Annotated in this window: 12 protein-coding genes and 1 riboswitch; of the genes, 7 read left to right on the forward strand and 5 right to left on the reverse strand. The window is 61.9% G+C overall.

Annotated features, from left to right (window positions below):
* The first annotated feature begins 7 nt into the window (after positions 1 to 7).
* The 5 genes from msbA (at position 8) to PspS35_RS02425 (ending at position 5,731) form a co-directional block, all read left to right on the forward strand.
* Positions 8 to 1,816 carry a lipid A export permease/ATP-binding protein MsbA gene (gene msbA / locus PspS35_RS02405; RefSeq protein ID WP_159932626.1) on the forward strand — a complete coding sequence of 603 codons (1,809 nt, stop codon included), beginning with the start codon at positions 8 to 10 and terminating at the stop codon, positions 1,814 to 1,816.
* Between the two features lie 153 nt (positions 1,817 to 1,969).
* The gene (locus PspS35_RS02410) at positions 1,970 to 2,674 is read left to right on the forward strand and encodes a sulfotransferase family 2 domain-containing protein (RefSeq protein ID WP_159932627.1); all 705 of its coding nucleotides are present in this window, start codon (positions 1,970 to 1,972) and stop codon (positions 2,672 to 2,674) included.
* Positions 2,667 to 3,275: an adenylyl-sulfate kinase gene (cysC, locus tag PspS35_RS02415; RefSeq protein ID WP_159932628.1), complete on the forward strand. Its 609-nt coding sequence runs from the start codon at positions 2,667 to 2,669 to the stop codon at positions 3,273 to 3,275. The genes PspS35_RS02410 and cysC overlap by 8 nt, the downstream gene beginning before the upstream one ends.
* 103 nt (positions 3,276 to 3,378) lie before the next feature.
* Positions 3,379 to 4,803, forward strand: a complete 1,425-nt coding sequence (hldE, locus tag PspS35_RS02420; protein WP_159932629.1) for a bifunctional D-glycero-beta-D-manno-heptose-7-phosphate kinase/D-glycero-beta-D-manno-heptose 1-phosphate adenylyltransferase HldE — start codon at positions 3,379 to 3,381, stop codon at positions 4,801 to 4,803.
* Entirely contained in the window at positions 4,796 to 5,731 is a 936-nt protein-coding gene (locus PspS35_RS02425; RefSeq protein WP_159932630.1) for an NAD-dependent epimerase/dehydratase family protein, read from the forward strand. Before hldE ends, PspS35_RS02425 begins: the two co-directional genes overlap by 8 nt.
* A 70-nt stretch (positions 5,732 to 5,801) precedes the next feature.
* On the opposite strand, the gene PspS35_RS02430 is transcribed toward PspS35_RS02425, so the two are convergent.
* From PspS35_RS02430 to PspS35_RS02445, 4 genes are read right to left on the reverse strand one after another with little or no spacing between them, the layout of a single operon-like run.
* Entirely contained in the window at positions 5,802 to 6,761 is a 960-nt protein-coding gene (locus PspS35_RS02430) for a metal ABC transporter ATPase (RefSeq protein WP_159932631.1), read from the reverse strand.
* Positions 6,762 to 6,802: 41 nt separating this feature from the next.
* Positions 6,803 to 7,615: an aldo/keto reductase gene (locus PspS35_RS02435; protein ID WP_159932632.1), complete on the reverse strand. Its 813-nt coding sequence runs from the start codon at positions 7,613 to 7,615 to the stop codon at positions 6,803 to 6,805.
* Positions 7,612 to 8,787 (reverse strand): FAD-dependent oxidoreductase, encoded by a 1,176-nt coding sequence (locus tag PspS35_RS02440; protein ID WP_159932633.1) that lies wholly within the window; start codon positions 8,785 to 8,787, stop codon positions 7,612 to 7,614. The genes PspS35_RS02435 and PspS35_RS02440 overlap by 4 nt, the downstream gene beginning before the upstream one ends.
* 55 nt (positions 8,788 to 8,842) lie before the next feature.
* Positions 8,843 to 9,178, reverse strand: a complete 336-nt coding sequence (locus PspS35_RS02445) for a multidrug efflux SMR transporter (RefSeq protein WP_159932634.1) — start codon at positions 9,176 to 9,178, stop codon at positions 8,843 to 8,845.
* A gap of 97 nt (positions 9,179 to 9,275) precedes the next feature.
* Here PspS35_RS02445 and PspS35_RS02450 point away from each other — a divergent pair, with 97 nt between their 5' ends.
* Positions 9,276 to 10,166, forward strand: coding sequence for a LysR family transcriptional regulator (locus tag PspS35_RS02450; protein WP_159932635.1), 891 nt, complete (start codon positions 9,276 to 9,278; stop codon positions 10,164 to 10,166).
* Between the two features lie 23 nt (positions 10,167 to 10,189).
* Complete coding sequence (gene waaA, locus PspS35_RS02455; protein WP_159932636.1) at positions 10,190 to 11,467, forward strand: lipid IV(A) 3-deoxy-D-manno-octulosonic acid transferase; 1,278 nt, start codon at positions 10,190 to 10,192, stop codon at positions 11,465 to 11,467.
* Positions 11,468 to 11,494: 27 nt separating this feature from the next.
* On the opposite strand, the gene PspS35_RS02460 is transcribed toward waaA, so the two are convergent.
* A complete protein-coding gene (locus PspS35_RS02460) occupies positions 11,495 to 12,934 on the reverse strand; it encodes a TolC family outer membrane protein (RefSeq protein WP_159932637.1) in 1,440 nt (479 codons plus the stop codon).
* Between the two features lie 196 nt (positions 12,935 to 13,130).
* A riboswitch (TPP riboswitch) is annotated at positions 13,131 to 13,236 on the forward strand.
* The last annotated feature ends 56 nt before the right edge of the window (positions 13,237 to 13,292 follow it).

Below are 13,292 nucleotides of genomic sequence, written 5' to 3' on the forward strand. Positions count from 1 at the left end.
CTCCACCATGAGTGACGCACCGCCTAAAGCGGAACAGGATTCCAGCCTGAAAATTTACCTGCGGCTGCTGGGATATGTGAAACCGTACCTCGGTATGTTCCTGGTGAGTATCGTGGGCTTCGTGATCTTCGCGTCCACCCAGCCGATGCTTGCCGGGATTCTCAAGTATTTCGTGGATGGCTTGAGCAATCCCGACGTGGTGTTCATGCCCAAGGTCCCGTTTTTCAAGGACCTGAAGTTGCTGATGGCCGTGCCGTTGCTGATCATCCTGATCGCCGCCTGGCAAGGGCTGGGATCTTTCCTGGGCAACTACTACCTGGCCAAGGTTTCCCTGGGGCTGGTGCATGACCTGCGTGTCCAGTTGTTCAACAAACTGCTGGTGCTGCCCAACCGTTATTTCGATACCCATAACTCCGGGCATCTGATCTCCCGTATCACCTTCAACGTGACCATGGTCACCGGCGCGGCCACGGATGCGATCAAAGTCGTGATCCGTGAAGGCCTGACGGTGGTGTTCCTGTTCGGCTACCTGCTGTGGATGAACTGGAAACTGACCCTGGTGATGCTGGCGATCCTGCCGCTGATCGCGATCATGGTCGGCAGTACCAGCAAGAAATTCCGTAAGCAAAGCAAGAAGATCCAAGTGGCGATGGGCGATGTGACGCACGTCGCTTCCGAGACCATCCAGGGTTACCGTGTGGTCCGCAGCTTCGGTGGCGAAGGCTACGAGGAGCGGCGTTTTGCGGCCGCGAGCCAAGGCAACACCGACAAGCAACTGCGCATGAACAAGACCGGCGCGGTCTACACGCCGATGCTGCAACTGGTGATCTACACCGCCATGGCCACGTTGATGTTCCTGGTGCTGCTGTTGCGCGGCGACGCCACGGCGGGTGACCTGGTTGCCTACATTACGGCGGCGGGCCTGCTGCCCAAGCCTATCCGCCAGTTATCGGAAGTCAGCTCGACGATCCAGAAGGGCGTGGCCGGTGCTGAGAGCATCTTCGAGCAGTTGGATGAAGAGCCTGAAGTCGACAGCGGTACCGTGGAACGTGAACGTGTCAGCGGTCGCCTGGACGTGCGCAACCTGAGCTTCACCTACCCAGGTGCCGAGCGTGAGGTGCTCAAGAACATCTCCTTCAGCGCCGCCCCTGGGCAGATGATCGCCCTGGTCGGCCGCTCCGGCAGCGGCAAGTCGACCCTGGCCAGCCTGATCCCGCGCTTTTATCACCACGAAACCGGGGAAATCCTGCTGGATGAGGTAGAAATCGAAGACTACCGCCTGCGCAACCTGCGCCGACACGTGGCCCAGGTCACGCAGCACGTGACCCTGTTCAACGACACCGTGGCCAACAACATCGCCTACGGCGACCTGGCCGATGCGCCGCGTGCAGACATCGAGAAAGCCGCCGCCGACGCCTACGCCATGGACTTCATCGCCGAGCTGCCCAAAGGCCTGGACACCGAAGTCGGTGAAAACGGCGTGCTGCTCTCCGGTGGTCAGCGTCAGCGCTTGGCAATCGCCCGGGCGCTGCTGAAAAATGCTCCGCTGCTGATCCTCGATGAGGCGACTTCGGCACTGGATACCGAATCCGAGCGGCACATTCAGGCGGCGCTGGACAAGGTCATGAAAGGCCGCACCACACTGGTGATCGCACACCGTTTGTCCACCATCGAAAAAGCCGACCTGATTCTGGTGATGGACCACGGCGAAATTGTCGAGCGTGGTACGCACCTCGAACTGCTGGCCATGGGCGGCTATTACTCACGCCTGCACGCCATGGGCCTGGACGAGCCGGTCGCCAACAACATCACTTGAACCGCCTGGGCGTGCAATGCGCCCCGGCGTTTGTATCCGGTCCCTTACGGGGCTTGACCAAAGCCAAATAATTCACTGCTTATCGTTTGCTATGTTGGCCTTCTCGATTCGAATGACGAACGAGAGGGCTAACCTTCTTGCGTGGGTATTGGAATGTTGCAACGTCTGTTGTGGAAACTGCTTCCCAAACACCAGAGGGTGTTTCTGCTGGGGCGTTTGTCGGTGGTGGATCGCCAGGCGGTGAACAAATCCCTGTCTGGCGTGGCAATGCTCAACCCCGGCTTCGAGCGACATAAATGCGTGTTTATCCATGTGCCCAAATGCGCCGGCAGCAGTGTGTGCTCGGCACTGCTTGATGGGCGCTGGCCAGGGCATTTGCCGTATTACTGGTATCAGCAGCAATTTCCCGAGCATTGCGCGCGCAGCTTCAAATTTGCGTTCGTGCGTGACCCGCTGGAGCGCGCGTACTCGGCTTATACCTACTTGCGTGGCAACCACATGGGTGCCCGCGACCTGCAGGCCCAAGCGTTGGTCTGCAGTTTCCGCGACTTCGACCATTTCATTGCTGGCTGGCTGCACCCGGATAACCTGCGCCGCCAATTGCACTTTGCTCCCCAGACTGACTTCCTGGTCGATCACATGGGCCAGATGGCCATGGATTTCCTCGGGCGCCAGGAGTCGCTGGAGCAAGACTTCCAGCACCTGTGCGAACGTCTCGGGGTGGCCACGACCCTGCCACACCTGAATGTTTCACTGGGGCGCCGTAACGAACCGGTCAGGGCGTTTTGCTCTTCGCGAACGCGCCGGCTGGTCAGGCGTGCCTATCAACGTGATTACGAGGTCTTGGGCTATGAATAGCCAATCGCTGTCCAAGGGCTCTGCGGCTATCCGTCCTTTTACCCTGTCGTTGTCGGCGACCGCACGGGCGGTGCTCAAGCACCAGCAGCCGTGCTGTATATGGCTGACAGGGCTTTCCGGGTCAGGCAAGTCGACCCTGGCCAACGCCCTGGAAGTGCAGCTAAACGAGCAAGGGCGACACACCTTTGTTCTCGACGGCGATAATTTGCGGACCGGGCTGTGCAATGACCTGGGCATGAGCGATGCGGCGCGCAAAGAGAATATCCGGCGTATTGGCGAAGTGGCGCGGCTGATGGTAGACGCGGGATTAATTGTGATTGTTTCGGCCATTTCGCCGTTCAGCGTCGATCGGGCGACCGCCAGGGCGCTGTTCGGCGTAGGGCAGTTCTTTGAGGTTTACCTCAGCACGCCGTTCGATGTTTGCGCGCGGCGTGACCCCAAGGGCTTGTACCGTGCGGCGTTGGAAGGGCGTATCAAAGCTTTCACCGGCGTGGACAGTCCTTATGAAGCGCCGTGTGCGGCCGACTGCGAAATCAATACCGATGACGTCGAACTGCCGGATGCCGTGGACCATGTGCTCGCGAAGCTGTTTAAAAAATAACCAGTTTTTGCCAGGGATACACGGCGTGTAAAGCTCTCGAACTAGGCGGCGCTCACCCTGTGCTAATATCGCGCCCCTGTTCATTTTGTATGTGGGTTGCTCCATGAAGTTGTCCATGCCGCGATTCGATCAAGCCCCTGTCTTGGTGGTCGGCGATGTCATGCTCGACCGTTACTGGCATGGTGGTACCTCACGGATTTCCCCTGAGGCACCGGTACCGGTAGTCAAGGTCGAGCAAATCGAAGACCGTCCAGGTGGCGCTGCCAACGTTGCCCTCAATATTGCCGCCCTCGGCGCCCCGGCCTCCCTGGTGGGTGTGACCGGCGACGACGAAGCCGCCGACAGCCTGGCCAACAGCCTGCGCGGTGCGGGCGTGCGTGCGCTGTTCCAGCGCATTGCCCACCAGCCGACCATCGTCAAGCTGCGGGTCATGAGCCGTCACCAGCAATTGCTGCGTATCGATTTCGAAGAACCCTTCGCTACCGACGCTTTGGCCCTCAGCGGCCAGGTCGACGAGTTGCTCGAAGGTATCAAGGTGCTGGTGCTGTCCGACTACGGCAAAGGCGCGCTGAAGAACCACCAACTGCTGATCCAGGCCGCCAAGGCCAAGGGCATTCCGGTGCTGGCCGATCCCAAGGGCAAGGACTTCTCGATTTATCGAGGTGCCAGCCTGATCACGCCGAACCTCAGCGAGTTCGAAGCCATTGTCGGCGGTTGTGCCGATGAGCACGAACTGGTGAGCAAAGGCGCGGCGCTGATGACCGATCTCGACCTGGGCGCCTTGCTGGTGACCCGTGGCGAGCACGGCATGACCCTGCTGCGTCCAGGCCACCCGGCGATGCACCTGCCGGCACGTGCCCGTGAAGTGTTCGATGTCACCGGCGCCGGTGACACCGTGATTTCCACCCTGGCCGCCTCGATTGCGGCCGGCGAAGAACTGCCCCATGCCGTGGCCCTGGCCAACCTGGCGGCGGGCATTGTGGTCGGCAAGTTGGGTACCGCTGCGATCAGCGCGCCTGAGTTGCGCCGCGCCATCCAGCGTTCCGAAGGCTCCGAGCGCGGCGTGCTGACCATCGAGCAATTGCTGCTGGCAATTGACGATGCCCGTGCGCACAACGAAAGCATCGTGTTCACCAACGGCTGCTTCGACATCCTGCACGCCGGTCACGTGACCTACCTGGAGCAGGCGCGTGCCCAAGGCGATCGCCTGATCGTTGCGGTCAACGACGACGCTTCGGTCAGTCGCCTCAAGGGCCCAGGCCGTCCGATCAACAGCGTCGACCGGCGCATGGCGGTACTGGCCGGTCTGGGCGCAGTAGACTGGGTGATCAGCTTCCCTGAAGCGACCCCGGAAAACCTGCTGGCCCAGGTCAAGCCGGACGTGCTGGTCAAGGGCGGTGATTACTCGGTCGACCAGGTGGTCGGTGCCGATATCGTCAGCGCCTATGGCGGCAAGGTCAAAGTGCTGGGCCTGGTCGAGAACAGCTCGACCACGGCGATTGTCGAGAAGATCCGCAACAATGAGTAAAGCTGATCCGTTGGTCCTGATCACCGGCGGTGCCGGTTTTATCGGCTCGCACCTGGTAGATGCGCTGCTCGCCAAGGGTTATGGGGTGCGCGTACTGGATAACCTGTCCACAGGCAAACGCAGCAACCTGGCGCTGGACAACCCGCGCGTCGAGCTGCTGGAGGGTGATGTCGCCGACGCCGAGCTGGTGGCGCGTGCCGCTGTTGGCGCGACGGCGGTGGTGCACCTGGCGGCAGTGGCGTCCGTGCAGGCCTCGGTGGATGATCCGGTCAGTACGCACCAGAGCAATTTCGTCGGCACCTTGAATGTCTGCGAAGCCATGCGCAAGGCCGGCGTCATGCGTGTGGTGTTTGCGTCCAGCGCGGCGGTGTACGGCAACAATGGCGAAGGTGCTTCGATTGACGAAGAGACCACCAAGGCGCCGTTGACGCCCTATGCGTCCGACAAGCTGGCCGGCGAGCACTACTTCGATTTCTACCGCCGCCAGCATGGCCTGGAGCCGGTGATCTTCCGCTTCTTCAATATCTTCGGGCCACGCCAGGACCCGTCGTCACCGTACTCCGGTGTGATCAGCATCTTCAGCGAACGTGCACAACAGGGATTGCCGATTGCCGTGTTCGGCGATGGCGAGCAGACCCGCGACTTCATGTACGTGGAAGACCTGGTGGACGTATTGGTGCAAGCCATCGAAGCGCCCGAGGCGCCGTTGGGGGCGATCAACGTGGGCTGGAACCGCACTACCACCCTCAAGCAAGTGCTGCAGGCGCTGGAGGAAGCGGTGGGCAGTTTGCCGGCTGTGACCTACGGGCCTGCGCGGTCAGGGGATATCCGGCATTCGCGGGCGAATAACCAGCGGTTGTTGGCGAGTTTCAAATTGCCCGAACCGACCCCGCTGAAAATCGGCCTCCAACGGCTAATCAACGGCTAAACGCTATCAACTGTGGGAGGGGCAGGTCGAATCGTCGCACCGCCCCTCCCACATTTAGATCGCAGCTCACTCAGCCCTTGGTTTTCTTCTTCGGCACGATCTTGCGCAGCACGCGCCGCGCCAATCCCTTCAACTTCGATTCTTTCTCCGGCTCCGCCAGGCCTTGCTGCCGTAGCCAATCCTTCCAGCGAATACGTTCCTCGCGCACCAGCCAGCCTTCCTGCTGGGCGAAGCTTTCTGCCAGGTACAAACCCCGTGTGCTGGCCGGGTACAACTGGTCTTTCTTGACGGTGTACAGCTCAGGAACGGGCTGGCCGTCCTTGAGTGGCATCAGGTACAGGTCAGGACGCTTGCGATCCAGGCGTGCCACCAGTTGGTCGCCCTCCAAGCGCTCGTCTACATGGAACAGGCTCAGGGACTTGGCTTCCTTCGGCACTTCCAGGCGCAAGTCATAGATCAGTTGCAGCGACGCCGTGGGCAAATGCACATAAGCCCGCGGGCGTTCGATTAGCTGGGTGGTCGCGCAACGCACCGGGCGGGCCGCGCCGGACAGCGGGCTCAAGCGAAACGGCAGTGCTTCGCGGTAATGCAGCGCGGCGGAGTAGGGTGCGGGTAGCCAGGTATCGTTGAAGCGCCCGCCGAGCCAGCCTTCGGGCGTTTCCAGCAGGCACTCTTCGGCAATTTCCTGGATGGCGGTGTGCAGCGGCAGGTTCAGTTCGTGGGCCGGGACGTAACCGGAGATCAGCTTGAGCACCACGTCGCCGCGGTCCTGGCGACGTTGGCGCACCAACACCCAGTAATCACGGTTTTGCCAGTGCAGGGTCAGGCGCACCGATACGCCGAGGTTCGCCAGTTCGAGGGCAAAGCGTTCGGGGTCTGGCACGTCTACCGGCTTGCGCCGTTGCAGGGTCTGGGCGAAGTTGAGCGGCATGCCCACGCTCTGGTAGCTCAGGCCTTCGGGGGTGGCTTCGACGTGTAGTGGCAGTGTTTTAAAGTTGCTGGGGTTTTTTCTTATGAGCGTTCGCGGCATGTCGGCTCCTTCTTGCGACGGGGTCGGCCGCGTGGGCGGCATCAGAGTTGACGAATGACCTTGGCAGCGGTCGCCACGTTATGGGCCAGGTGCAGCGGATTGATGGTCCCGACAATAGCACTGGCGACGCCGGTTTGCGCAAACAACAGCATGAAACTGGCGTGTATTGGATCCATTCCTGGCTCCAGGCAAACGTGGCCGCTGGCCAGCGCCTTTTTGACCAGGATGCCCTTGCCGTGTGCCGTCGCATATTCAATGACGGCTTTCTCGGCCTGTTCGTTCAAATTGTAGGTGACCATCGCGCAATCACCTTGTTCCAGAGCCTTCACACCGCCTTCGACGGTTTTGCCGGAGAACCCGAAACCGCGAATCTTGCCTTCTTTTTTCAGCTGCGCGAGGGTCTGGTAGACCTCGCAGTCGTTGAGGATATGCAGATCATCGCCGTCCGAATGCACCAGCACCAGGTCGATAAAGTCCGTTTCCAGTCGTTTCAGGCTGCGCTCAATGGACATGCGGGTATGGGCTGCGCTGAAATCGTGGCGGGACACGCCGTCCTCGAACTCTTCGCCGACTTTGCTGACAATCACCCAATCCTTGCGCTGGCCGCGCAACAGCGGGCCCAGGCGCTCTTCGCTGCGCCCGTACGCGGGCGCCGTATCGATCAGGTTGATGCCCAATTGGCGCGCTTGGCGCAACAACATCCGTGCTTGATCGTCATCCGGGATCTGGAAGCCATTGGGGTATTTCACCCCTTGGTCGCGGCCCAGCTTGACGGTGCCCAGGCCCAGCGGCGACACCAGCAGGCCGGTGCTGCCCAGGGGGCGATGCAGGTCGTGCAAGGTTGGCAGGCTCATGGCAGCAGTTGCTCCCAGGCCGGTACGCCGAGGGTGGGTTTGGGCAGATCGGGCAGCTGCTCCGAGGGGCTTGGACGGATGCCGTCACGCTCCAGGCTGTTGATCACCCTGTCGGCGAAGTCCGGCGCCAGGGCCAGCTTGGTTGGCCAGCCCACCAGCAGGCGGCCGTCTTGGGCGACGAAAGCGTTGTCGGGGCGCGTCAGGCCCGATTGCAGCGGCTCGGCACGGTCGACGCGCAGGGTCGCCCATTGAGTCTGGGTCATGTCGATCCACGGCAGCAATTGCGCCAGTTCGTTCTGGGCCGTGGCGATCTGTTCTTCAGGCGTGCGCATCACGCCATCGGCCTCGGCAATGTCACCGCCCATGTACCACACCCAGTTGCCGTCGGCGGCGGGGTGAGTGGTCACGGTAATACGTGGCTTGGTGCCTCCACCCAGGCAGTGGGCGTACAGCGGCTTCAGGCCGGGGCCTTTGGCGATAATCATGTGCAGTGGGCGTTTTTGCATGGCGGGCTGGCTCAGGCCCAGGGCCGTGAGCAATTGGGCTGTACCGCCGCCGGCACTCAATACGATGCGCTGGGCGCGGATCTCGCGGTCATCGACCTTCAAGCCCACCAGTTTGTTGCCGTCGTACAGCGGTTCGATCTGTTGCCCTGCAAGCAAGCTATCGCCGGCCAACTGCGCCAGGCGCTCGATCACGCTCGGGACGTCGACGACCAGTTCGGCCAGGCGATAGACCTTGCCCTTGAAGCGACGGTCTTGCAGCGCTGGCGGCAAGTCCTCGCCCTTGACCTGGTCGACACGACCCCGCACGGCCTTGCTCGCGAAAAAGCTGGTGAGGTTGCCGGCGATAGTACCGGGGGACCACAGGTAATGGGCTTCGGACAGCAAGCGCACGCCCGTGAGGTCCAGCTCGCCGTTACCGGCCAGGGCTTCGCGCCAGCGACGCGGCATATCGGCAATCGCTTCGGAGGCGCCGGTGAGGGCGCCGTGCAGGGCGTATTTCGCACCGCCGTGAATGATCCCCTGGGACTTCACGCTTTGCCCGCCACCCAGGGTGGCATTTTCCACCACCACCGTGGAAAACCCCTGGCGACGCAGGCGCGCATTCAACCAGAGGCCGGCAACCCCGGCGCCGACAATCAGGACGTCGGTGGAAATAACGGATGGCATGGGCGACCTCAGTGTTCAAGACAAGAGGCGCAGTATACAGGCTGTTGAGTGGCGGTCAGTGCCCGGCGGTTTTCGAGAACAGCTGAATCACCACCACACCCAGCACAATCAGGCCCATCCCCAGCATCGCCGGGATATCCAGCTTCTGCCCGTAGATAAACAGCGCCGCAATACTGACCATCACGATGCCCATCCCGGCCCACACGGCGTAGGCCACGCCCACCGGCACCGTGCGCACCACCAGCGTCAGCATCCAGAACGCCACGCCGTAGCCGACGATCACCAGCAACAACGGGATCGGCGTGCTCCAGCCCTTGATGGCTTTCATGGACACGGTGGCGATCACTTCCGAGCAAATGGCGATAGCCAGGTAGTAGTAGGCAGGGTTCATGGGGTCAATCCTCGGTAGGCAGCGCACTTGATAAGGTCGGTATTCTAGGGCTTTGCCAGATGGGGTAAAGTCATTACCTATCCGATATAGAGATGGGTTGGCCATGCAGTGGAATCTGGAGCAGATGCGCTTGTTTGTCGACGTCGCCGAGCTGCGTTCGTTTTCGGCCGTGGCGCGTGGGCAGCGCAAGGCGCAATCGGCGGTGAGCAATGGGATCGCGTTGTTGGAAGCGGACCTGGGCGTGAGCCTGTTTGAGCGTAGCAGTGGCCGCCAGCCGCGCCTGACTGAAGCCGGCACTGTGTTGCTGGAAGAAGCACGCGAAGTGTTGCGTCAATGTGAGCGGCTCAATGGCCGTGCATTGTCGTTGACCCGTGGTGAAGAGGCCTGCCTGCGCCTGGCTCAGGATGAGGCGATGTTGTTCCAGCCGGTGCTCGATAGCCTTGAGGCGTTGGCGGTGCGCTATCCGTTGCTGGAAGTGCAGTTGTCCAGTGCCGCCCAGGGCGATGTGGCGCGCAAGTTGGTGGAGCGCAAGGCGGACCTGGGGCTGTTGTTCTATCACGACCAGATCCCCGAAACCCTTGAGCGGCGCGTGGTGGGCAGTGTGGAAATGGTCACGGTCTGCGGTGTGAACCACCCGCTGGCCAAGGACGGATACGTGACGTGCCAGCGCTTGGCCCAGTACCGACAGCTATTGATGTCGACGCAGACCAGTGTCTACCCCGGCAGCGAAGCCGCCAGCCCGCTGGTGTGGCGCGCCGACAGTTTCTACGTGTTGGCCGAATGGATGATGAGTGGCCTGGGCTGGGCCTGGCTGCCCCGGCATATCGTGCAATACCCGACCTATCAGCAACAAATGGTGGAACTGGACAGCGAGTGGACGCCGCCGGCCCTGGTGGTGGAGCTGGTATGGCGCCGCGACGAGCACCTCGGGCCCGCCGCGCGTTTCCTCGTTGAACGTTTTGCCGAGTGCCTGCGGGCGATTGATTGAAAAAGTGGATAAACTCCGCCGCCATGAATAGAACTCTCTACAGCTGTCTGTTTTACCTGGCGCTGCCGTTGGTGGCTTTACGTCTATGGCTGCGCGCCCGCAAGGCGCCGGCCTATGCCAAGCGCGTGGGCGAGCGCTTCTCCTACGGCTTGCCGGTGATGAAGCCGGGCGGGATCTGGGTGCATGCCGTGTCGGTGGGCGAAAGCATTGCCGCCGCGCCAATGATCCGTGGGCTGCTGGAACGTTATCCACAGCTGCCGATCACCGTGACCTGCATGACGCCCACCGGCTCCGAGCGGATCCAGGCGCTGTTCGCCCACGAGCCGCGCATCCAGCATTGCTATCTGCCCTATGACTTGCCGTGCGCCGCCAAGCGTTTTCTCGATCGTGTGCAGCCCCGGCTTGCGGTGATCATGGAAACCGAGCTGTGGCCCAACCACATCCACGCCTGCGCCCAGCGCGGTATTGCGGTGGCGCTGGCCAATGCGCGGCTGTCGGCGCGTTCGGCCAAGGGCTATGGGCGCTTCGCCAAGCTGACGGCGCCGATGCTGGCGCAAATGAGTTTGTTCGCGGTGCAAACGCACACCGAAGCCCAGCGCTTCTTGAGCCTGGGCGCGCGGCCGGAAACCGTAGAAGTGACCGGTTCAATCAAGTTCGACCTGACCATCGACCCGCAATTGCTGGAGCGCGCCACGGCGTTGCGCGAGCAATGGGGCGCCAGCGAGCGTCCGGTGTGGATCGCGGCCAGTACGCACGAAGGTGAAGATGACGTGGTATTGGCTGCGCATCGCGAACTGCTCGCCAGTTACCCCAACGCGTTGCTGATTCTGGTGCCACGTCATCAGGAACGCTTTGGCCCGATGTTCGAGCTGTGCCAGGCGCAAGGGTTTGCCACGGTGCGCCGCTCTACCGGTGAACCCGTCAATGCGCAAACTTCAGTGCTACTCGGCGATACGATGGGCGAACTGTTGTTTCTGTACGCCCTGGCCGACAGCGCCTTCGTCGGCGGCAGCCTGGTGGCGACCGGCGGGCACAACCCACTGGAACCGGCCGCGCTGGGCAAGCCGGTAATCATGGGGCCGCATGTGTTCAACTTCCTCGAAATCACCGCGATGATGCGCGAAGCAGGTGCGTTGCGAGAGGTGGATGACGCGCAAGGGCTGGCCGAGGCCGTGCGACAGCTGTTCGAGCTGCCGCAGGATGCGCGCAGGATGGCGCAGGCGGGGCTCAAGGTGATGCAGGCCAACCAGGGCGCGTTGAAGCGCTTGCTGGATGGGTTGGGCAGGCTGATCACTCACTGACTCAACAATGATCCAACTGTGGTGTGTTCAATAACCCGGTCGGGCCTTGAGTTGTTCGGCGGCAGCTTTGGCCAGGTCCGGCGGCAGGAAGTCGCGATCCGGGTTGTAGTCCGCCTTGAGATACCGCGCCAGATCCTGCAAATCCCCAGGGTTCAAGGTGCCCGCCGCCTGCTTCAAGCGCAGGTTGTCGAGGATGTAGTCGTAGCGGCTGTTGTTGTAGTTGCGCACCGACGAGTAGAGCTGGCGCTGTGAGTCCAGCACGTCGACGATGTTGCGCGTACCCACCTGGTAACCGATTTCCGTGGCTTCCACCGCGCTCTGGTTGGAGATGATCGACTGGCGGCGCGCCTGCACCTGTTCCACATCGGTGTTCACCGCGCGGTGCAGGTTGCGCGTGTTTTCCACCACCTGGCGGCGCAGGCCTTCGCGTTGCTGCTCGGTCTGCCCCAGGCGCGAGTAGGACTCACGCACTTGCGAGCTGGTCAGGCCGCCGCTGTACAGCGGGATACTCAGGCGCAGGCCGATGGTGCGTTGCTCGACATCGCCGCGATACGGCGTGCCGAAGGCATTCGGGTTGCTGAAACCGAGGGCGTCGTTATCGCCTTTTTCGTATTGCGCCACCGCATCCAGGGTCGGCGCGTGGCCGGCCTTGCGCTGTTTGAGGGTTTCTTCGGCGGCGGTGACGGCGTAGTTGCTGGCCAGCAGGTTGAGGTTCTGGCGGCCGGCGGTTTCGACCCAGGCCTTGGCGTCGTTCGGCAGCGGCGGCAACACCGGCAACGTATGCACGACGCCCTGGATCGAGTTGTACTGGCGGTTGGTCAGGGTGATCAGCGCTTCAAAGGCGTCTTCCACCTGGCGTTGGGCGAGGATGCGGTTGGCGCGAGCGGTGTCGTAGCTGGCCTGGGATTGCAGCACGTCGGTCTTGTCCGACAGGCCCACGTCGAAGCGCTCGTTGGATTGGTCCAGTTGGCGCTTGAACGCGTTTTCTTCGGCCTTGGTGGAGGCCAGGTTGTCCTGGGCGCGCAGCACGGCGAAGTAACTTTCGGCGCTTTGCAGGATCAGGTTCTGTTCGGTGGCCGACAGTTGCAGCGCGGCCTGTTCGTTGACGGCTTCGGCAGCTTGCAGCTGGAACCAGCGGTCGGCGCGAAACAGCGGCTGGCTCAGGGTCGCGCGCCAGGAATGGGCGTCACGGTTGGCGGTGGCGGCGGGCGTGTCGATCTGGGTGCGCACGTTGTTGATATCGGCACCGGCCGACAGGTTCGGCAGCAGCCCGGCGCGGGCCTGGGGCACTACTTCTTTTTGCGCGCCGTACTGGGCGCGGGCGGCGGCCAGGTCGGCGTTGTTATCCACAGCCTCCTGATAGACGCTGACCAGATCGGTTCTGGCAGACAAGGGCGCTTCAGCTGCCCAGACCATTGCGTTGGTCGCACAAGACACGGCAACAGCCAGTGAGAGTTTGCGCAGCATGAGGCGATCCCTAGTGTGAATATTACGGCTATAATTTAGCGCTCAAGGCTACGGCTGGCCAACCCTGGCGTCAAGCCTTGAGGCAGCACCCGAGTGTAGTGGCGCGACCTCGGCACAACAATCCTGTAATTGCGCCATTCATCACGCTGAATGCTCCACTGTTGGCAATTTGCCCACGGCATGGTCTAGACTGGCCGCGTTCTTGTCGGGGTGCCTTGTTGGAAGGCTGAGATCGGTAAATACCGGATCCCGTTGAACCTGATCAGGTTAGCGCCTGCGTAGGGAACAAGATTTCTCGTCACCCGGCGAGTCCTCTTGTGCTTCGTCCGGGATGCTGTTCGACAATCGAACAGTCCTC

Source organism: Pseudomonas sp. S35 (genome assembly GCF_009866765.1).
Taxonomy (GTDB): domain Bacteria; phylum Pseudomonadota; class Gammaproteobacteria; order Pseudomonadales; family Pseudomonadaceae; genus Aquipseudomonas.

Bases quoted from the DNA above. Each gene is read 5' to 3' on its own strand.
- waaA (WP_159932636.1), top strand. From the start codon at position 10,190: ATGAATAGAACTCTCTACAGCTGTCTGTTTTACCTGGCGCTGCCGTTG.
- PspS35_RS02410 (WP_159932627.1), top strand. From the start codon at position 1,970: ATGTTGCAACGTCTGTTGTGGAAACTGCTTCCCAAACACCAGAGGGTG.
- PspS35_RS02460 (WP_159932637.1), bottom strand. From the start codon at position 12,934: ATGCTGCGCAAACTCTCACTGGCTGTTGCCGTGTCTTGTGCGACCAAC.
- PspS35_RS02435 (WP_159932632.1), bottom strand. From the start codon at position 7,615: ATGAGCCTGCCAACCTTGCACGACCTGCATCGCCCCCTGGGCAGCACC.
- PspS35_RS02445 (WP_159932634.1), bottom strand. From the start codon at position 9,178: ATGAACCCTGCCTACTACTACCTGGCTATCGCCATTTGCTCGGAAGTG.
- PspS35_RS02440 (WP_159932633.1), bottom strand. From the start codon at position 8,787: ATGCCATCCGTTATTTCCACCGACGTCCTGATTGTCGGCGCCGGGGTT.
- hldE (WP_159932629.1), top strand. From the start codon at position 3,379: ATGAAGTTGTCCATGCCGCGATTCGATCAAGCCCCTGTCTTGGTGGTC.
- PspS35_RS02430 (WP_159932631.1), bottom strand. From the start codon at position 6,761: ATGCCGCGAACGCTCATAAGAAAAAACCCCAGCAACTTTAAAACACTG.
- cysC (WP_159932628.1), top strand. From the start codon at position 2,667: ATGAATAGCCAATCGCTGTCCAAGGGCTCTGCGGCTATCCGTCCTTTT.
- msbA (WP_159932626.1), top strand. From the start codon at position 8: ATGAGTGACGCACCGCCTAAAGCGGAACAGGATTCCAGCCTGAAAATT.
- PspS35_RS02425 (WP_159932630.1), top strand. From the start codon at position 4,796: ATGAGTAAAGCTGATCCGTTGGTCCTGATCACCGGCGGTGCCGGTTTT.